The organism is Pseudomonas sp. P110(2024) (genome assembly GCF_057480795.1).
Genome location: NZ_JBLIYT010000009.1, coordinates 1 through 18,869, shown reverse-complemented (window position 1 = coordinate 18,869; position 18,869 = coordinate 1). Strand labels below are relative to the sequence as shown.

The following is an 18,869-nucleotide window of genomic DNA, read 5'->3' as shown; positions in this document are numbered from 1 at the left end:
GCGTCCGGGGGGCAGCATGTCGGGTTCCATCCTCTATATCCATGGCTTCAACAGCTCGCCGCTGTCGAAGAAGGCGCGCCAGCTCGAGGCGGTGATGCAGCGGATCGGCCTGTCCGACCAGCTGCGTGTCCCGGCCCTGCATCACCACCCGCGCCAGGCCATCGCCCAGCTGGAGGCCGCCATCGATGAGCTCGGCGCCCCCTTGCTGGTCGGCAGCTCACTCGGCGGCTACTATGCCACCCATCTGGCCGAACGCCATGGCCTCAAGGCCTTGTTGGTCAACCCGGCGGTCGGCCCGCACCGCCTGTTCGACGGCTACCTGGGTACCCAGCGCAACCTTTATACCGACGAGGCCTGGGAGCTGACCCATGATCATGTGGCCGCCCTGGCCGAACTGGAAGTGCCGCCGCCGCAGGACGCCGCCCGCTATCAAGTGTGGTTGCAGACCGCCGATGAAACACTGGACTATCGCCACGCCGAGCACTATTACCGTGCTTGTGCCCTGCGTATCCAGGCCGGTGGCGACCACAGCTACCAGGGCTTCGCCGAGCAACTCCCGGCCCTGCTGGCGTTCGCCGGTATTGCCCGTGGGCAGTATGCGGCGCTGGATTTTTCTGTATTTTGACTTTTGCATTCACCTGACTGACGACGAGAACCCATGGCCAATCCCAGCGCTAGCGCCTATAACGCAGACGCCATCGAAGTCCTCTCGGGCCTTGACCCGGTCCGCAAGCGGCCGGGCATGTACACCGACACCAGCCGGCCCAACCACCTGGCCCAGGAAGTCATCGACAACAGCGTCGACGAAGCCCTGGCCGGCCACGCCCGCTCGGTGCAGGTGATCCTGCATGCCGACCACTCGCTGGAGGTCAGCGACGATGGCCGCGGCATGCCGGTGGACATCCATCCCGAGGAGGGCGTTTCCGGCGTCGAGCTGATCCTCACCAAGCTGCACGCCGGCGGCAAGTTTTCCAACAAGAACTACCAGTTCTCCGGCGGCCTGCACGGCGTCGGTATCTCGGTGGTCAACGCCCTGTCGAGCCAGGTGCGGGTGCGCGTCAAGCGCGACGGCAACGAATACCAGATGACCTTCGCCGACGGCTTCAAGGCCAGCGAGCTGGAAGTGGTCGGCACCGTCGGCAAGCGCAACACCGGCACCAGCGTGTACTTCACCCCCGACCCGAAGTACTTCGACTCGCCGAAATTCTCCATCAGCCGCCTCAAGCATGTGCTCAAGGCCAAGGCCGTGCTGTGCCCGGGGCTGTCCATCAGCTTCGAGGACAAGGGCACCGGCGAGAAGGTCGAATGGCACTACGAGGACGGCCTGCGTTCCTATCTGGTCGATTCGGTCAGCGAGTACCTGCGCCTGCCCGACGAGCCGTTCTGCGGCAGCCTGGCAGGTAACAAGGAGGCCGTGGACTGGGCCCTGCTGTGGCTGCCCGAAGGCGGCGACAGCATCCAGGAAAGCTACGTCAACCTGATCCCCACCGCTCAGGGCGGCACCCACGTCAACGGTCTGCGTCAGGGCCTGCTGGACGCCATGCGTGAATTCTGCGAGTTCCGCAACCTGCTGCCACGCGGGGTCAAGCTGGCGCCTGAGGACGTCTGGGAGCGCATCAGCTTCGTGCTGTCGATGAAGATGCAGGAGCCGCAGTTCTCCGGCCAGACCAAGGAGCGCCTGTCGTCCCGCGAGGCGGCGGCATTTGTCTCCGGCGTGGTCAAGGACGCCTTCAGCCTGTGGCTCAACGCCCATCCCGAACTGGGCATGCAGTTGGCCGAACTGGCCATCAGCAACGCCGGCCGTCGCCTGAAGGCAAGCAAGAAGGTCGAGCGCAAGCGCATCACCCAGGGCCCGGCGCTGCCCGGCAAGCTGGCCGACTGCGCAGGCCAGGATCCGATGCGCGCCGAGCTGTTCCTGGTCGAGGGTGACTCCGCCGGAGGTTCTGCCAAGCAGGCGCGGGACAAGGAATTCCAGGCGATCCTGCCGCTGCGCGGCAAGATCCTCAACACCTGGGAAGTCGATGGCGGCGAGGTCCTGGCCAGCCAGGAAGTGCACAACATCGCCGTGGCCATCGGTGTCGACCCGGGCGCCACCGACCTTTCGCAACTGCGCTACGGCAAGGTCTGCATTCTCGCCGACGCCGACTCCGACGGCCTGCACATCGCCACCCTGCTGTGCGCGCTGTTCGTCCAGCACTTCCGTCCGCTGGTCGAGGCCGGGCACGTCTACGTGGCCATGCCACCGCTGTACCGCATCGACCTGGGCAAGGAGATCTACTACGCCCTGGACGAAGCCGAGCGCGATGGTGTCCTGGACCGTCTGGTCGCCGAGAAGAAGCGTGGCAAGCCGCAAGTCACCCGATTCAAAGGCCTGGGCGAGATGAATCCGCCGCAGTTGCGCGAGACCACCATGGACCCGAACACCCGGCGCCTGGTCCAGCTCACGCTGAACGACGTGCAGGGCACCACCGAGATCATGGACATGCTGCTGGCCAAGAAGCGCGCCGGTGACCGCAAGAACTGGCTGGAAACCAAAGGCAACCTGGCCGAGGTCCTGGTTTGATTCGTCCGTTGCTCATGGCCTGCCTGGCGCTGTTCGCCCTGCAGGCCCAGGCCGGCGACTGGCCGCAGCTCAAGCTCAGCGGCGAGCACGTGGTCGATGGCATGCGCGGCGGCAACCTGTCGGGCCTGGCCTGGTGCCGGGGCGCATTGTGGGCGGTGTCCGACCGCGATGACGACCGTATCTACCGCCTGGACCAGGAGGGCGCGGCCTGGCAGGCCCAGCCGCTGACCTTCACCCCGCCACCGGCCCCCGATACCGGGTTGCCCTGGGGGTTGAAGTCGCGCAACTGGGCATCGTCGTTTATTCGTGGCGGCGCGCTGGATTTCGAAGGTATTACCTGCGACCAGGCAGGCAACCTGTTCATCGTCAGCGAGGCCCAGGCCGCGGTGCTGCAACTGCCCCTGGAAGGCGAGCCGAACTGGCTGAGAATCGACCAGGCCATGGTGCGCCAGGCGCGAGCCAGCGGCATGCTGCTGCATTTCAACGCCCTGTTCGAAGGGCTGGCGATCAACCCGGCGGGCGATCGCTTGTGGCTGGCCGCCGAGCGTGAGCGACGCGGGCTGCTCGCCGTGCAGCGCCAGCAGTCGGTATGGACCTGCGGGCGCGGTTGCGTGCTGCTCAGCGAAGCCGGCGTGGAAATGCAGCCGCCTCAGTTCCCCGAGGCACGCCCGGTTTCCCGCGACTTCGCCGACCTGGCCTGGTTCGAGGGCAAGTTGTTCACCCTCGAGCGCAACGCTTATCGCATCTGCCGACGCGACGCTGACAGTGGCACCGTGGAGCGCTGCTGGTCGTTCGCCGCGGACGCCCTGGTGGAATCGCGTCGCTATTCACAGCCCTATGGCCTGGCCGAGGCGCTGGTGATCGACAAGGACGGCGCCTGGATCGGCGTGGACAACAACGACCGGCCACGGGCGGACGGTGAAGCGCGGCCGGTCGTCTGGCGCTTCGGCGCGCCGGCCGGCGGCTGGAGTGCCAAGCCATGAGCCAGCCAGCGGGCAAGCGGGCGGGCAGGGTGCTGATGATCGTTGCCTGGGCGGCGGCGATGTTTTTGGCCACGCGCTTTTTCGGCCAATGGGAGGCGCGTCAGCAGAATCCCAACGCCGTGGTGCAGAGCGAGCAGGGCGACGGCTTCGTCGAAGTTCGCCTGCTGAGCAACGGCCAGGGCCATTTCGTCGCTGACGGCGTGATCAATGGCCAGGTGGTGCATTTCATGCTCGATACCGGCGCCACCGATGTGGCGATCCCCGAGGCGCTGGCCCGCGACCTGGCCCTGGCCCGTGGCGCCCCGGTGCAACTGAGTACCGCCAATGGCCGCACCGAAGGCTACCGCACCCGGCTCGACAGCCTGCAACTGGGCGACATCCACCTGCGCGACGTGCGCGCTTTGGTGGTGCCGGGCCTGGATGGCCAGGCCGTGTTGTTGGGCATGAGCGCCCTGAAACAACTTGAATTTACCCAGCGCGGCGGCACCATGCTGCTGCGCCAGAACCTGAAATGACGAGGCTCGCATGAGCGACTTACTGGACAGTCTCGAAGGCGTCGAACGCCGTTCCCTGGCCGACTTCACCGAACAGGCCTACCTCAACTACTCCATGTACGTGATCATGGACCGCGCCCTGCCGCACATCGGCGACGGCCTCAAGCCGGTCCAGCGCCGCATCGTCTATGCCATGAGCGAGCTGGGTCTGGACGCCGACTCCAAGCACAAGAAGTCGGCGCGTACCGTCGGCGACGTGCTCGGCAAGTTCCATCCCCACGGCGACTCGGCGTGCTACGAGGCCATGGTGCTGATGGCCCAGCCGTTCAGCTACCGCTACACCCTGGTCGACGGCCAGGGCAACTGGGGTGCGCCGGACGATCCGAAGTCGTTCGCCGCCATGCGTTACACCGAGGCGCGCCTGTCGCGCTATTCCGAAGTGCTGCTCAGCGAGCTGGGCCAGGGCACCGTCGACTGGGTGCCGAACTTCGACGGCACCCTGCAGGAGCCAGCGGTGCTGCCGGCGCGCCTGCCGAACATCCTGCTCAACGGTACCACCGGCATCGCCGTGGGCATGGCCACCGACGTGCCGCCGCACAACTTGCGGGAAGTGGCCAGCGCCTGCGTGCGCCTGCTCGACGAGCCCAAGGCCACCATCGAGCAGTTGTGCGAGCACATCCAGGGCCCGGACTACCCCACCGAGGCCGAGATCGTCACCCCGCGCGCCGATATCCTCAAGCTCTACGAGACCGGCAAGGGCTCGATCCGCATGCGCGCGGTGTACCGTGTCGAGGACGGCGACATCATCGTCACCGCGTTGCCGCATCAGGTCTCCGGGGCCAAGGTTCTGGAGCAGATCGCCGCGCAGATGCAGGCCAAGAAGCTGCCGATGGTCGCCGACCTGCGCGATGAGTCGGACCACGAGAACCCCTGCCGCATCGTCATCATCCCACGTTCGAACCGCGTCGATGCCGCCGAATTGATGCAGCACCTGTTCGCTACCACCGACCTCGAGAGTACCTACCGGGTCAACGTCAACATCATCGGCCTCGACGGCCGTCCGCAGCTGAAGAACCTGCGCGCGCTGCTGCTGGAGTGGCTGGAGTACCGGATCGGTACCGTCCGTCGCCGCCTGCAGCACCGCCTGGACAAGGTCGAGAAGCGCCTGCACCTGTTGGAAGGCCTGCTCACCGCGTTCCTCAACCTGGATGAAGTGATCCATATCATCCGTACCGAAGAGCACCCCAAGCAGGCACTGATCGCCCGTTTCGACCTGACCGAAATCCAGGCTGACTACATCCTCGAGACCCGCCTGCGCCAGCTGGCCCGTCTGGAAGAGATGAAGATCCGTGGCGAGCAGGACGAGCTGCTCAAGGAACAGAAGCGCCTGACCACCCTGCTGGGCAGCGATGCCAAGCTGCGCAAGCTGGTGCGCAGCGAGCTGATCGAAGACGCCGAGACCTATGGCGACGACCGTCGCTCGCCGATCGTCGAGCGTGCCGAGGCCAAGGCGCTCTCGGAAAACGAGCTGATGCCGACCGAACCGGTCACCGTGGTGCTGTCGGAGAAGGGCTGGGTGCGTTGCGCCAAGGGCCACGATATCGATGCCACCGGGCTTTCCTACAAGGCCGGTGACGGTTTCAAGGCCGCCGCCGCCGGACGCTCCAACCAATTCGCCGTGCTCATCGACTCCACCGGCCGCAGCTATTCGGTGGCGGCCCACAGCCTGCCATCGGCGCGCGGCCAGGGCGAGCCGCTGACCGGTCGTCTGACTCCACCGCCCGGCGCTACCTTCGAGTGCGTGCTGCTGCCGGAGGACGAGGCCCTGTACGTGGTGGCCTCCGACGCCGGCTACGGCTTCGTGGTCAAGGGTGAGGACCTGCAGGCCAAGAACAAGGCCGGCAAGGGCCTGCTCAGCCTGCCCAACGGCGCCAAGGTGATGACCCCGCGCCCGGTGGCCGACCGCGAGCAAGACTGGCTGGCCGCGGTAACCACCGAAGGCCGTCTGCTGGTATTCAAGGTCGCCGACCTGCCACAGTTGGGCAAGGGCAAGGGCAACAAGATCATCGGCGTTCCGGGCGACCGAGTAGCCAGTCGTGAAGAATTCGTCACTGACCTGGCAGTGATCAGTGAGGGGTCGACCCTTGTATTGCAAGCTGGCAAGCGTACCCTTTCTCTGAAACCAGATGATCTCGAGCACTACAAGGGTGAGCGTGGTCGCCGCGGTAGCAAATTGCCACGTGGTTTCCAGCGCGTGGATAGCTTGATGGTGGAAACCCCCGCCTGAGTGCATGGGCTGTCTGCTGCGGCGCTTTCGGCGCCGCTTCAGGCGGAAATGCTGGAGTCTGGCGGCTAATTCGCGGATGATAGGGCCCGCGTGGCGCCGGCGTGGCCGGGTGCCCGGATGAATCTACATGAGTATCACTGCGGTCAGTCTGGAGACGACCGCCTGGATGGGATGAATGAAATTTCTGCGCCTTCCATTTGCGTTGCTGGTGACCGGCTTGCTGGGCCTGAGCGGATGCAGCATGCATCAGCCGGTCGCCTTGTATCAGCTCGACAGCGGTGAACCCGGCCAGCCGACCCAGGCGGCGGGCATGGCGGTGGTGCTCGGCCCGGTATCGGTGGCCGACTACCTGCAACGTGAGACTTTTCTACAGCGGCAGGTCGATGGCAGTCTGACGGCAGCCACCGATGGCCGTTGGGCCGGCAGCCTTTCGTCGGATATCGACCAGTTGCTGGTGCGCCAGCTGGCCTGGCGCCTGGACAGCCAGCGCGTGGTGCTGGCGCCGGCGAGCGCCGGCTTCACGCCGGACGTGCAGGTGCTGCTGTCCATTACCCGCCTGGACTCGGGCAAGAACCAGCCCGCGATCCTGGACGCCCAGTGGCGTGTGCTGGACCGCCGTGGCCAGGTGCGTGACAACCGCATCGTCCACCTCGAGCAGCCCCATGCGGGCAGCGAGTCTGCGCAGGTCCAGGCTCAGGGGCAATTGTTGCAGAAGCTGGCCGAACAGCTGAGCACCGCCGTTAAACCACTGGCCAACCAGCCGGCCATCGCCGAGGAGACGCCACGCAAGCCGGCGGCGCCGGTGCAGGTGAAGAAAGAGCCTGAGAAACCGAAGATTCCGATGGCCTCGCCGATTCGTACCGATATGGAAGTGTTCCGCTTCTGATATCCGCAGCCACAAAAAAGCCCGCAGCGATGCGGGCTTTTTTGTGTCTTTGGTCGGGAGGCTTTATCAGATCTGCGTGGGAGCGGGCTTGTCCCGCGATAGGGCTTGCCAGGGCAGCAACATTGCCTGCCCCGACGCTATCGCGGGGCAAGCCCGCTCCCACGCAAGTCCTAGATGAGCGGTGGCGCTCAGGCGCGGCGCTCGTGCATCCGTGCCAGCTGGCGTTCCAGCATCGACGGGTAAGGCTCCATCAGGCGTTCTACACAGCACGCGCCTTCCGGGCTGGCAATCGGCCGAATACGCGCACGCTGGCGCACCAGGGCGTCATCGCTGATGCGGCGCTCCACCAGCAGCAGGTTGCGGCTGTGCTGCGACAGGGCCAGGGCGTCCTGGGCCTGTTCGGTCATTAGCAGGTCGACCTGATCCAGGCCTTGCAGGTCGTCAGCCAGCACCAGGCCCAGTTGCAGCTGCAGGGTGATGCCGCTGTCGGCCACCTCGATCTGCAGGGCGTGGCCCAGGGCGCGCAGCAGCTCGCCGCAGCAGATGGCATTGGTCAGGTAGTCCTCGCCGCTGTCGCGGCTGTGGAACAACAGCAGGGTGCTGCCGTCGTTCAGGGTGTGGACTTCGCCTTCGTACAGCGATGCAGCCTGCTCCAAACAGTCGCGGTAGCGCTCCAGCAGCTCGGTCAGGCGGGTGCGTGGCAGGCGACGCAGTTGCTCCTGGGAGCCCAACTGCACGGCCAGCACGGCACTGAACTGCGGCTCGTCGGACTCGACGATGACAGGCTTGGCCGGAGCGCTTTGCTCATCCATCAGGTCGGCGAAGGCGTCGTCGTCCTCGTCGTGCCCGGCAGTCTGTACCATCGCCTTTGCCCGTGGGGCGACCTTGGCAACTGGCGCGTCGTCGAAATCGTCTTCCTCGTCCTCTTCTTCAGGCTCAGGTGGCGGCGGTGGGGCGAGGCGCGCGTGCAGTTGGCGCGCCAGATCGCCGATTTCGTCCTGGCGGTCGATGCCCGGCGTGTAAGGGTGCGGGTCACGCAACCACACGCGCAACTGCAGCAGCGGCGTCGAGATAAAGCGGCCAAGGCGCAGGCTGAGGGTCAGGGCAAGGGCCAGCAAGATCGCGGCGAGGATACCCATGCTCTGCAAGCTGATCAGCATCGGTTGCTGGAACTGGTTCATGTCCAGGCTGATGCGCAACTGGCCGGCGGTCACGTCCTGGAAGGTGATCTTGGTCTGGTAGACCCCTTCGGTTTCGCCCAGCAGGCTGTTGCGCGGGCGCTGGCCGGCCTCGGCGAGGATGCGGTTGTCCACGCTGTAGATGGCCGCATGGGCCACCAGCGGGTTCTTCACCAGGTTGCCCAGCAGCACGTTGAGGCTGAGGATGTCGTTGGACACCAGCAGCTCGGTGGCCGAGGTGGCGGTCTGGGTGGTCAGGCTCTGGCCGACGGCATCGGCCTGCTCGTGCATGGCCTGCTTGAACTGCAGGCCCATCACGCAGGCATAGATCACCAGGGCCAGGGCCACCAGGAAAATGTTGTGGCTGGCAATGCGCAGGGCCAATGGAATTCGGCGCTGGCTCAGGGCTCGGTAGATCATCAGGAAGAAGTTGTCGGGTTTTACGGGCGTGGGCCGGTTCACAGAGCGCGGCTCTTTATGGCGAGAAAGTTGCTGCGCAGTATAGCGACACGCGTTTTGTCGGCAAAGTATCGTTGGCGCCCGGCGGTCATGGAAAATCGGTAGAATGCGCATTTTTCATCGAGTTGGAGCCCCGGTCTTGCGCGAAATCGTCCTGATCAACATCACTGGTGAAGACCGTCCGGGTCTCACTGCGGCCATCACCGGCGTCCTGCTCCAGGGCGGTGTGAGTATTCTCGACATCGGCCTCGCTGTCATGCACGGCACGCTGTCGTTCGGCATCCTGGTCGACATCCCCGATAACGAAGTGGCCACGGCGCTGCTGCAGAGCGTGCAGTCCAAGGCTCACGAACTGAACTTGCAGGCCCGCTACACCCCCATTTCCGAGGCCGACTACCAGCACTGGGCCGACAGCCAGGGTGAGGCCCGCCACATCGTTACCCTGCTCAGCCGCCGGATCACCCCGCAGCAGTTGCAGCGCGTCAGCGCCATCATCAGCGAGCACGACCTGACCATCGAGCGCATCGAACGGCTGTCCGCCCGCGTGGCGCTGGACGCCCAGATCGACAAGGGCAAGGCCGCGCTGGAAATCTCGGTGCGTGGCGAGCCGAACGACGGCCAGGCCCTGCGTGCGGCGTTCTTCGCGCTGTCCGAAGAGCTGAGCATCGACATCGCCTTCCAGAAAGACGACCTGTTCCGCCGCAACCGCCGTCTGGCGGTGTTCGATATGGACTCGACCTTGATCGAGGCCGAAGTCATCGACGAGCTGGCCAAGGCCGCCGGCGTCGGCGAACAGGTCGCGGCGATCACCGAGCGTGCCATGCGTGGCGAACTGGATTTTCGCGCCAGCTTCAAGGAGCGCATGGCCTTGCTCAAGGGGCTGGACGTGAGCGTGCTCGACCAGATCGGTGCTTCGCTGCGCCTGACCGAGGGCGCCGAGCACCTGTTTGCCGAACTCAAGCGCCTGGGCTACAAGACCGCCATCCTCTCCGGCGGTTTCACCTACTTTGCCAAGCAGGTACAGGCGCGCCTGGGCATCGACTACGTATTCGCCAACGAACTGGAGGTGGTCGACGGCAAGGTGACCGGGGTGGCCGTCGAACCGATCGTCGATGCCCAGCGCAAGGCCGACCTGCTGTTGCAACTGGCCAGTCAGGAGGGCCTGCAGCTCGAGCAGACCATCGCCGTTGGTGATGGGGCCAACGACCTGCCGATGCTGTCCCAGGCCGGCCTGGGCGTGGCCTTCCGCGCCAAGCCGCTGGTGCGCCAGTCGGCCAAGCAGGCCATCTCGACGCTGGGCCTGGATGGCGTGCTGTACCTGCTGGGCGTGCGTGATCGCGAAGCGCGCGGTTGATCTTGAGCCCAAGGAGGGCGAAGCCCTCCCAGCAATCCCAAGGCAAAAAAAGGCCCTGCATGACTTGAATCATGCAGGGCCTTTTGCTTACCGGATAGTCAGGCCTGGGTCGGCTGCGCCAGCAGCTCGCCCATGCGCACCGCGGAGCCGGCACCCAGGCTCTCTGCCCACTTCACCTGCTCCGGCCCGAACAGCACGATGGCGGTGGAGCCCAGCTTGAAGCGGCCCAGTTCTGCGCCCTTTTCCAGGTGGATCGGCGCACGGCTGGCCTCGTCGTAGCGGAAGGTCTTCAGCTCGCGCTTCGGTGGCGTGACCAGGCCGGCCCAGACGGTCTCGATCGAGGCGACGATCATCGCGCCGACCAGCACCACGGCCATCGGCCCACGCTCGGTGTCGAACAGGCAGACCACGCGCTCGTTGCGGGCGAACAGTTCAGGTACGTTTTCCGCGGTGGTCTGGTTGACCGAGAACAGCCGACCCGGCACATAGACCATTTCGCGCAGGGTACCGGCCAGCGGCATGTGCACGCGGTGGTAGTCCTTGGGCGACAGGTAGATGGTGGCGAATTCACCGCCCATGAACGGTGCGGCCAGGGCCGGATCGCCGCCCAGCAGCTCCAGGGCGCTGTAGCCGTGGCCCTTGGCCTGGAAGATGCGGCCGTGCTCGATCGGGCCGAGCTGGCTGACGGCGCCATCGGCTGGGCAGAGGATCGCGCCGGGGGTTTCGTCCAGCGGGCGGGCTCCCGGCTTGAGGGCGCGGGTGAAGAAGGCGTTGAAGTGCTCGTAGGCACTGAGATCTTCGACCAGCGCCTCGGACATGTTCACCTGGTAGCGCTTGGCAAACCAGGCGGTGAAGGCGTTCTTGAACCAGCGTGCGCGGCACTCGGCGACGCAGCCGGCCAGCCGCGACAGCAGGTGGTGCGGCAGCAGGTACTGGCTGATGATGAACAAGCGGGATTTCATTGAGCGTCCTTAAACTTCGACGGGCGTGTCGGGGTGATTGCCCCATTCGCCCCAGGAACCGGCATAGCCCTTCACCCGTGGATAGCCGAGGGCCTTGGCCACGAGGTAGGTGAAGCCGGAGCGGTGGTGGGTCTGGCAGTGGGTAATCACTTCCTTGTCGGGGGTGATGCCCAGGTTTTGCAGAACGTCGGCGATGTCCTTGCGGATGCGCAGGTGGTTGTTCAGGTCCATGCCGGCGGTCCACTCGAAGTTGATCGCGCCGGGAATGTGCCCGCCCTTGGCCGCCAGCACCTTCTCGCCGCTGAATTCCAGTGGCCCGCGTGCGTCCCAGATGACCAGGTCGGCGGCGCCCAGGCGGCTTTGCAGGTATTCGCGGGTAGCGGTGGGTTCGCCATGCAGGTGCAGGCTCACCGGGCCGCCGGCGACTTCGGGCGTTTCGGTGGACAGCTTGTCCGCCGGCCAAGCCTGGATGCCGCCATTGAGGTAGTGGTATCCCTTGTGGCCGATGACGTCGAGCAGCCAGATGAAGCGCCCGGCCCAGCCGCCGCCCTCGTCGTCGTAGACCACATACACTGCATCGTCGCGGTGGCCGAGTTCACCGAACAGTTTCTCCAGGTCGGCACGGGCCGGCAGCAGGCCGGGTGCCGGGGGCTGGCCCAACTGGGTGCGTTTCGGGTCGACGAAGCGGGCTCCGGGGATGTGCCCGCTGCCATAGCGGTTGGCGCTGGTCAGGTCGACCAGGATCAGCCGCGGCGAATCCAGGCGCGGCAGCAGGTCCTCGGCTTCGATCACCAGGGATAGGCCGGAAAAGTCAGTCATCCACGTTCTCCAGGGTGGAAAGAGGGGCGATTGTAGCGCAAGGGTCAGGCATTGCGGGTGGCAAACACGGCCAGGGCGCGCTCCACGCATTGCGCGGTCTTGCCGAACGCCTGCACGCTGACGTCGGCCAACGGCTTGCCGTCCTGGTCGGCCACCGCCAGCATCAGTACCTGGTCGCCCACCGCCAGCGAGCGCAGCAGCAAGTGCTCGCCGCGGAAGAAAGCGCGCAGCGGTGCCGGCAGCAGGGCACTGAACTGGGCATGGTTTTCGGGTGTCAGGCGTAGTTGCCCGGCTTTTGCCATCAACTTTTGCAACAATTTGTTCTGCACGACGGGCAGCGCCATGGCGGCGGCCTCGCGTGGCAGGCCGGCGGTCTGCTGCACGCGCAGGTAATCGGTGGTCTTGTCCAGGCTCAGCAGCATGATGCGTTGCATGCCGCAGGCCAGCAGGGCGTCGCGGGCCTGGGTGGCCAGGTGCACGGCATTGCTGAACGGGCTGGGCTGGGCCAACAGTTCCTGGCACAGCGCGCGCCAGCGGCCAAGATCCTCGGTGCTGGGTGGCGGCGGAGTAAGCATGTCCGGGTGCGGTCTGCGCTGGTGCCAGGGCCAGATCAGCGCCTCGGCCGGGTGGAACAGCGCATCACGGGCGTGATGACGGGCACTGGCCGCGGCTTGTTGGTGAACCTGCTGCTGGACATCGTCCAGGGTGGTCTGCAGGTATAGCGCGGTGAGCAGTTGCCAGCGCAGCAGGTGCGGGTTGTCCCAGCCTACCTGGGCGGCCAGGGCGAGGCCGTTGGCCAGCAGCACGGTGTTGGGTGGCTGGTTGAACCAGCGACGCAGCGCTGGCTCGTCGTCCAGGCGCTGCTGCTGGACCAGCGGGTCCTGTTCGCGGGCGATGTTCAGCACCTGAGCCAGTTGCTCGCGCTCGTCCATCAGCAGGCGATAGCCCTGGGTCACCCACTCGGGCAGGCGCCAATGCTCGGCCATGGCCTGGCATAGTTGCATGAGGCGCACGCCGAACAGTTCCCGTTCGACCTCGGCGGCGTCCTCGCTCTTGTGGATGACCCGCAGTTCCCAGTTATCCAGCAATTTGGGGTAAGCCAGGGCCAGCGGCCACAGCGGCGAGAGGAACAGCAGGCTGCCCCAGTGGATTTCCTGCCACAGCCGCGCCAGCCGGCTGGCGAACAGGCCGTTGGCCTGTTGGGTGGCGTGTTGGCTGATCAACAGGAACTGGCGCAGCACCGGCGGGATCTCGTCGGCCGGTATCGACGGCAGCCGCGCCAGCAACTGGCTGGTGCGGGCCAGCCCCAGCCGATTGAGGGCGATTTCCAGGCTTTCGGCAGGCTCCGCCAGGCTGGCGTTGGCTGGGTGATTGGCCTCGCGCAGCACGCAGAGCACCAACGCGGGGCTGTCCTGCATCAGTTCGGCGATGTCGCGCAGGGAGCGGCGGCTGTCGTTGATGGCCTGTAGAACGCGGTCGTGGCTGTCTTTCGGCACGGGTACTCGAATCCCGTCGAGCAGCTTTACCCAGGCCTCTAGACTCGACGGAACCTGACTTGGCACCTTGGTTTCAATTGGCATATTGACATCAGTCCGAACTGGCTTTTCGCAATGAGTGGCTATAGTCTGGCGCAGTTCTGCCGATAAGTAGAAGAAGAGTTTTCAAGCTTCCGTTCCCTACCCTGACCACGACAGCAAGTGCTTCCAACTTATGGCTAAAATTATCGGCATCATCGTCGTATTCGCGAGCGTGCTCGGCGGCTACGTGCTTTCCCACGGCAAGATCGCGGCACTGATCCAGCCGTTCGAAGTGCTGATCATCGGCGGCGCGGCCTTTGGTGCGTTCCTCCAGGCCAACCCTGGTTACATGACCATGCATGTAATCAAGAAGTCGCTGAAGATGTTCGGCACCCGCTTCACCCACACCTTCTACCTCGAAGTGCTGGGCCTGGTGTACGAGATCCTCAACAAGAGCCGTCGTGAAGGCATGATGGCCATCGAGGGGGACATCGAGGACGCCGCGGCCAGCCCGATCTTTGCCAAGTACCCGGCCGTGCTGGGCGATGAGCGCATGACCGCGTTCATCTGCGACTACCTGCGGATCATGTCCACAGGCAACATGGCGCCCCATGAGCTCGAAGGCCTGTTCGACATGGAGCTGCTGAGCATGAAGGAAGAGCTGGAGCACCCGTCCCACGCGGTGACCGGCATCGCCGACGGCATGCCCGGCTTCGGTATCGTCGCGGCGGTACTGGGTATCGTGGTGACCATGGCCTCGTTGGGCGATGGCGACCAGAAGTCCATCGGCCTGCACGTGGGCGCGGCGCTGGTCGGTACCTTCTTCGGTATTCTCGCTGCCTACGGCTTCTTCGGCCCGCTGGCCAACGCCCTGCGCCACGATGCGAAAGAGGAACTGAACGTCTACGAGGCGATCAAGGCCTCGCTGGTGGCCTCGGCCTCCGGCATGCCGCCGTCGCTGGCGGTCGAGTTCGGTCGCAAGGTGCTGTACCCGGCGCACCGCCCGAGCTTCGCCGAGCTGGAACAAGCGGTACGCGGTCGCTAAGCCATGGAGAACAATCAGCCCATCATCGTCAAGCGCGTCAAGCGCTTTGGCGACGGCCATCACGGCGGCGCCTGGAAAATCGCCTTCGCCGACTTCGCCACGGCGATGATGGCGTTCTTCCTGGTGCTCTGGCTGCTGTCGACGGCCACGCCCGAGCAGAAGATCGCCATCGCCGGCTACTTCAAGGATCCGATCGGCTTCTCCGAGAGCGGCACGCCCTACATCATCGACCTGGGCGGTTCGCCGCAACTGGCGCCGGAAAAGACCATCAACCCGGAAGTGAAGTCCGAACCGACGCCCGACACCAGCCTGCAGCTGGACAAGGACAAGGTCGAGACCATGGCCGAGCAGGTCGAGCGCGAGCGCCTCGAGCTTTTGCTGCAGGAGTTGCAGAACAAGGTCGAGGAAAACCCGCAACTGCAGAAGTTCAAGGACCAGATCCTGTTCGAGATCACCCAGGATGGTCTGCGCATCCAGATCATGGATGCCGAGAACCGGCCAATGTTCGACCTGGGGAGTGCACGACTGCAGCCCTATTTCGAAGATATTCTGTTGGCCATGGCCGACACCATCAAGGCGGTCCCGAACAAGATCAGCATCAGTGGCCATACCGATGCCAAGCCGTATTCCGGTACCGGCGATTTCGGTAACTGGGAGCTTTCGGCCAACCGCGCCAACGCGGCGCGTCGTGCATTGGTCGCCGGTGGCTATCCGGACGAGCAGGTGGCCCGTGTGGTCGGTTATGCATCGTCGTCGCTGTTCGACCGTGCCAACCCGTTTAACCCGGTCAACCGCCGTATCGACATCATCGTCCTGACCAAGAAGGCGCAACGCGATATCGAAGGTGAGCAGGGCAAGCCGGACGCAGCGCCACCTGCCGCTGAAGCACCGCCTGCGGGCGCTGCGCCAGGTGCGGCCGCGACACCGGGCGATACGCCGATGCAGCCGCGCGAGCTGCGCCAGAAGCTGAACATCTTCGAGGATGGCGTGTTGAAGATGGATGAGGCCAAAGACCAGTAATTGACAGGGGCCGCTTTGCGGCCCCGATGCATTCAGAACCCCCGCCTGATCTTGGCCTTGAGATCGGCATGGAAGAAATCTGCATTGTCCCTGTCCGACACTACGCCGTCCCCGGCCGGTGAGGCCATGGCCCGGCCAAAGGTCTGCTCGTCATGATAGGCGCGCACGAACAGGTCTATATGCGCTCGTTCCCGCATTACTGGCCACTTGCGCAGGCCCTGCGGCAGTTCAGTCGAGTCAGGGTGGTAGAAAGTCACCCGCCGATCCGCCATGGCCGCTGCGCCCAGTAACCAGGCCGTCCACAAGTCTTCGGTATAGGCCTCGCAGAGCACTCCGATCCAGTGAGTGGCATCGGCCATGTGTTGGCAAAAGCTGCCATGCAGGTCGTCGTGGGTCTGTCCTTCACTGTCGAAGGGGACGAGTTGGGTGGGAATGCCTTCTAGTAGCAGGCGCTCGTTCAAGATGAAGGCATCGAGCCGTTCGTTCTGGTGGTAACTGATGAATACCGGCATCTGTGCTGCCCTCCCTGATCAATGCCGACGACAAAGTCATGACCATCAGGGAAAACCGTGGGAGGGACAATAGGAGACCGCGAAACCGGAGCGGTCCTACCTGTTCCGGTAAAATTTCCTACGATGCTGGCGTGCTTGCCGTCACTTCAATAGGTGTCTTCCGGCAAACTGGCGATGATCGAGCGGTAGCTGTTCATTCGCTGTTGCGTGACGCTGCCGTCTTCCAGGGCCTTGAGCAGCGCACAGCCAGGCTCGCGGTCATGCTTGCAGTCGCGGAAGCGGCAGTTGCCGATCAGTTCGCGGAATTCGATGAATCCATCCTCGACATCATCACGGCTGACATGGCCCAGGCCGAATTCGCGGATGCCCGGCGAGTCGATCAGGTCACCGCCATTGGGGAAGTGGTAGAGGCGCGCGGTGGTAGTGGTGTGAGTGCCCTGGCCGGACCATTCCGATAGGTCGCCGACACGGGTGCCTGCATCAGGCAGCAGGCTGTTGACCAGCGAGGACTTGCCCACGCCCGACTGTCCGACGAACACGCTGATATGACCATCGAGCGTCTGCTGCAAGCGCTGCATGCCATCGCCCTGGTGCGCCGAGACTTCCAGCAGCGGGTAGCCCAGGCCGCGGTAGACCTCGAGCATGGCATTGAGAGTCGGGGCGTTCTCGTCGTTGATCAGGTCGGCCTTGTTCAGCAGTAGCAGTGGGTGGATGCCGGCATGCTCGGCGGCGACCAGGTACCGGTCGATCAGGTTTGGGTGCGGTTCGGGCGCAGGGGCGAAGACAATGACGATCAGGTCGACGTTGGCTGCCACCGGCTTGAGCTGGCCATGATTGTTTGGCCGGCACAGCTCGGTGCTGCGCGGCATCTGCGCGACGATCACGCCGATGCCCTGGTTGCCCGCGCGCCAGACCACACGGTCGCCGGTGACCAGCGCCGGCAGATTGGCCCGCAGGTGGCAACGGAAGACCTGGCCGGCGGCCTCGCCGTCCTGGGCCTCGACCTCGACCTGCACACCGAAGTGGGCGATCACCAGGCCCAGTTGTTCCGGCCCTAGATCGCCACCCTCCAGTTCCTGCAGCACGTGCTGCTCGCGTTTGGCGGCGCGGGCGGCGCGCTCGCCCTGGATCTTTTCGATGCGCCAGTTCTGGCGGCGATTGAGCTGGCGTTTGGCCATGAGGGTTCCGTGTCGGCGGGGCAGAAAGAAAACGGCGGGCAGTTTAGCACGGCACGCCCACGAGCCGCCCCGCTAGGCTAATATGACGGGCTATTCGAGGAGCCTTTTCATGCAGAACCCACAGAATCTGATCTGGATCGATCTGGAGATGACCGGCCTGGATCCGGACAACGACGTCATCATCGAGATGGCCACCATCGTCACCGACAGCGAGCTGAACACCCTGGCCGAAGGCCCGGTGATCGCCATTCACCACAGTGATGAGGTGTTGGCGCGCATGGACGAGTGGAACACCCGCACCCACGGCGCCTCGGGCCTGACCCAGCGCGTGCGGGAGAGCAAGGTGAGCATGGCCGAGGCCGAGGCGCAGACCATCGCTTTCCTCGAACAGTGGGTGCCGAAGGGCAAGTCGCCGATCTGTGGCAACAGTATCTGCCAGGACCGTCGTTTCCTGTATCGCCACATGCGCGAGCTGGAAAACTACTTCCACTATCGCAACCTCGATGTGTCCACGCTCAAGGAGCTGGCCGCGCGCTGGGCGCCGGAAGTGCGTGACAGCTTCAAGAAGGGCAGCACCCACCTGGCGCTGGACGATATTCGCGAGTCGATTGGCGAGCTGCGCCACTATCGCGAGCACTTCATCAAGGTCTGACCTTGTCGTGCGCCGACGATCGTCGGCGCGCCCCCTTTTGGTGCCCCGCGCGACTGGGTAGACTGCGCGCCTTTCCCGCACGGACCTGCACCATGTTGCTGATGCTCTACCTCATCGCGATCACCGCCGAAGCCATGACCGGCGCCCTGTCCGCCGGCCGCCGCGGCATGGACTGGTTCGGCGTGGTGCTGATCGCCTGCGTCACCGCGCTCGGTGGTGGCTCGGTGCGTGACGTGCTGCTTGGGCACTACCCGCTGACCTGGGTGAAGCACCCGGAGTACCTGGTGCTGACCAGCTTCGCGGCGCTGCTGACGATTTTCATCGCGCCCTTGATGCGTCACCTGCGGTCGCTGTTCCTGGTGCTCGACGCGCTGGGGTTGGTGGCGTTTACCCTGATCGGCTGCATGACCGCGCTGGAGATGGGGCAGGGGTTCCTGGTTGCTTCGATCAGCGGGGTGATTACCGGGGTGTTTGGCGGCATCCTGCGGGATATCTTCTGCAACGATATTCCGCTGGTGTTTCGGCGTGAGCTCTATGCCAGTGTGTCGTTCGCGGCGGCTTGGTTCTACCTGGGGTGCGTTTACTTCAAGGTGCCGGCGGAGCAGGCCATGTTGCTGACATTGTTTGGTGGTTTTCTGGTGCGGTTGTTGGCGATTCGGTTTCATTGGGAGATGCCGAAGTTTCATTACAACGATCAACAGTAAATTAGCGCTGCGCTTTGAGGGGTTCAATTATCCCTGTGGGAGCCGGCTAGTCGCCGAGAGCCTATAACTTAGCTACACTGCCAGTGGTCCAATAGTTGGTTCATGTCTGTTGATCTTGATCTTGATCTTGCTTCTAAGCGCGCGATAGTTCAGGCAACGCCAATTGCGACTTCAGGAGGCCGAGCGGAGTTCTTGCGGAGGGAGGTGACGGGCATGGATGCCCGTCAAGCGCTGCGCCCCAGGATGGGGCGTTCAG

17 protein-coding genes are annotated in these 18,869 nt (G+C 64.6%); 11 read left to right on the top strand and 6 right to left on the bottom strand.

The annotated features are described in order from the left end of the window. Positions 1 to 16: 16 nt before the first annotated feature. From AC25ND_RS15445 to AC25ND_RS15420, 6 genes are all read left to right on the top strand, one after another. On the top strand, positions 17 to 625 hold the full coding sequence (locus AC25ND_RS15445; RefSeq protein ID WP_062360166.1) for a YqiA/YcfP family alpha/beta fold hydrolase: 609 nt from the start codon (positions 17 to 19) through the stop codon (positions 623 to 625). 33 nt (positions 626 to 658) lie between these two features. Continuing rightward, complete coding sequence (parE, locus tag AC25ND_RS15440) at positions 659 to 2,563, top strand: DNA topoisomerase IV subunit B (RefSeq protein ID WP_186596466.1); 1,905 nt, start codon at positions 659 to 661, stop codon at positions 2,561 to 2,563. Next, positions 2,560 to 3,546, top strand: a complete 987-nt coding sequence (locus AC25ND_RS15435; RefSeq protein WP_069016021.1) for an esterase-like activity of phytase family protein — start codon at positions 2,560 to 2,562, stop codon at positions 3,544 to 3,546. Before parE ends, AC25ND_RS15435 begins: the two co-directional genes overlap by 4 nt. Further along, complete coding sequence (locus AC25ND_RS15430; protein WP_028688279.1) at positions 3,543 to 4,061, top strand: retropepsin-like aspartic protease family protein; 519 nt, start codon at positions 3,543 to 3,545, stop codon at positions 4,059 to 4,061. Before AC25ND_RS15435 ends, AC25ND_RS15430 begins: the two co-directional genes overlap by 4 nt. Positions 4,062 to 4,071: 10 nt before the next feature. Next, positions 4,072 to 6,327, top strand: coding sequence for a DNA topoisomerase IV subunit A (gene parC, locus AC25ND_RS15425; protein ID WP_028688278.1), 2,256 nt, complete (start codon positions 4,072 to 4,074; stop codon positions 6,325 to 6,327). Positions 6,328 to 6,502: 175 nt separating this feature from the next. Next, on the top strand, positions 6,503 to 7,213 hold the full coding sequence (locus tag AC25ND_RS15420; RefSeq protein WP_028688277.1) for a PqiC family protein: 711 nt from the start codon (positions 6,503 to 6,505) through the stop codon (positions 7,211 to 7,213). 188 nt (positions 7,214 to 7,401) lie between these two features. On the opposite strand, the gene AC25ND_RS15415 is transcribed toward AC25ND_RS15420, so the two are convergent. Continuing rightward, a complete protein-coding gene (locus AC25ND_RS15415; RefSeq protein ID WP_028688276.1) occupies positions 7,402 to 8,853 on the bottom strand; it encodes a histidine kinase in 1,452 nt (483 codons plus the stop codon). 136 nt (positions 8,854 to 8,989) lie between these two features. On the opposite strand from AC25ND_RS15415, the gene serB reads away from it, so the two are divergent. Further along, positions 8,990 to 10,204, top strand: a complete 1,215-nt coding sequence (gene serB, locus AC25ND_RS15410) for a phosphoserine phosphatase SerB (RefSeq protein WP_028688275.1) — start codon at positions 8,990 to 8,992, stop codon at positions 10,202 to 10,204. Between the two features lie 98 nt (positions 10,205 to 10,302). On the opposite strand, the gene asd is transcribed toward serB, so the two are convergent. The 3 genes from asd to AC25ND_RS15395 are packed head-to-tail and all read right to left on the bottom strand — an operon-like array spanning position 10,303 to position 13,565. Next, complete coding sequence (asd, locus tag AC25ND_RS15405; protein ID WP_028688274.1) at positions 10,303 to 11,166, bottom strand: archaetidylserine decarboxylase; 864 nt, start codon at positions 11,164 to 11,166, stop codon at positions 10,303 to 10,305. Between the two features lie 9 nt (positions 11,167 to 11,175). Further along, complete coding sequence (locus AC25ND_RS15400) at positions 11,176 to 11,985, bottom strand: rhodanese-like domain-containing protein (protein WP_028688273.1); 810 nt, start codon at positions 11,983 to 11,985, stop codon at positions 11,176 to 11,178. 44 nt (positions 11,986 to 12,029) lie between these two features. Further along, positions 12,030 to 13,565 (bottom strand): HDOD domain-containing protein, encoded by a 1,536-nt coding sequence (locus tag AC25ND_RS15395; protein WP_062360153.1) that lies wholly within the window; start codon positions 13,563 to 13,565, stop codon positions 12,030 to 12,032. Between the two features lie 130 nt (positions 13,566 to 13,695). Here AC25ND_RS15395 and motA point away from each other — a divergent pair, with 130 nt between their 5' ends. Together motA and motB are read left to right on the top strand one after the other, a co-directional pair. Beyond that, entirely contained in the window at positions 13,696 to 14,547 is an 852-nt protein-coding gene (motA, locus tag AC25ND_RS15390) for a flagellar motor stator protein MotA (RefSeq protein WP_023630652.1), read from the top strand. Between the two features lie 3 nt (positions 14,548 to 14,550). After that, a complete protein-coding gene (gene motB, locus AC25ND_RS15385) occupies positions 14,551 to 15,567 on the top strand; it encodes a flagellar motor protein MotB (RefSeq protein WP_062360151.1) in 1,017 nt (338 codons plus the stop codon). Positions 15,568 to 15,599: 32 nt separating this feature from the next. On the opposite strand, the gene AC25ND_RS15380 is transcribed toward motB, so the two are convergent. Both AC25ND_RS15380 and rsgA read right to left on the bottom strand, forming a co-directional pair. Further along, on the bottom strand, positions 15,600 to 16,079 hold the full coding sequence (locus tag AC25ND_RS15380; protein WP_084943295.1) for a molecular chaperone Tir: 480 nt from the start codon (positions 16,077 to 16,079) through the stop codon (positions 15,600 to 15,602). 146 nt (positions 16,080 to 16,225) lie between these two features. Beyond that, positions 16,226 to 17,257 (bottom strand): small ribosomal subunit biogenesis GTPase RsgA, encoded by a 1,032-nt coding sequence (rsgA, locus tag AC25ND_RS15375; protein WP_028688269.1) that lies wholly within the window; start codon positions 17,255 to 17,257, stop codon positions 16,226 to 16,228. Positions 17,258 to 17,366: 109 nt separating this feature from the next. Between rsgA and orn the strand changes: the two genes are divergently transcribed. Together orn and AC25ND_RS15365 are read left to right on the top strand one after the other, a co-directional pair. Then, positions 17,367 to 17,909, top strand: a complete 543-nt coding sequence (gene orn / locus AC25ND_RS15370) for an oligoribonuclease (RefSeq protein ID WP_028688268.1) — start codon at positions 17,367 to 17,369, stop codon at positions 17,907 to 17,909. 92 nt (positions 17,910 to 18,001) lie between these two features. After that, positions 18,002 to 18,613 (top strand): trimeric intracellular cation channel family protein, encoded by a 612-nt coding sequence (locus AC25ND_RS15365; RefSeq protein WP_023630647.1) that lies wholly within the window; start codon positions 18,002 to 18,004, stop codon positions 18,611 to 18,613. Positions 18,614 to 18,869 lie beyond the last annotated feature (256 nt).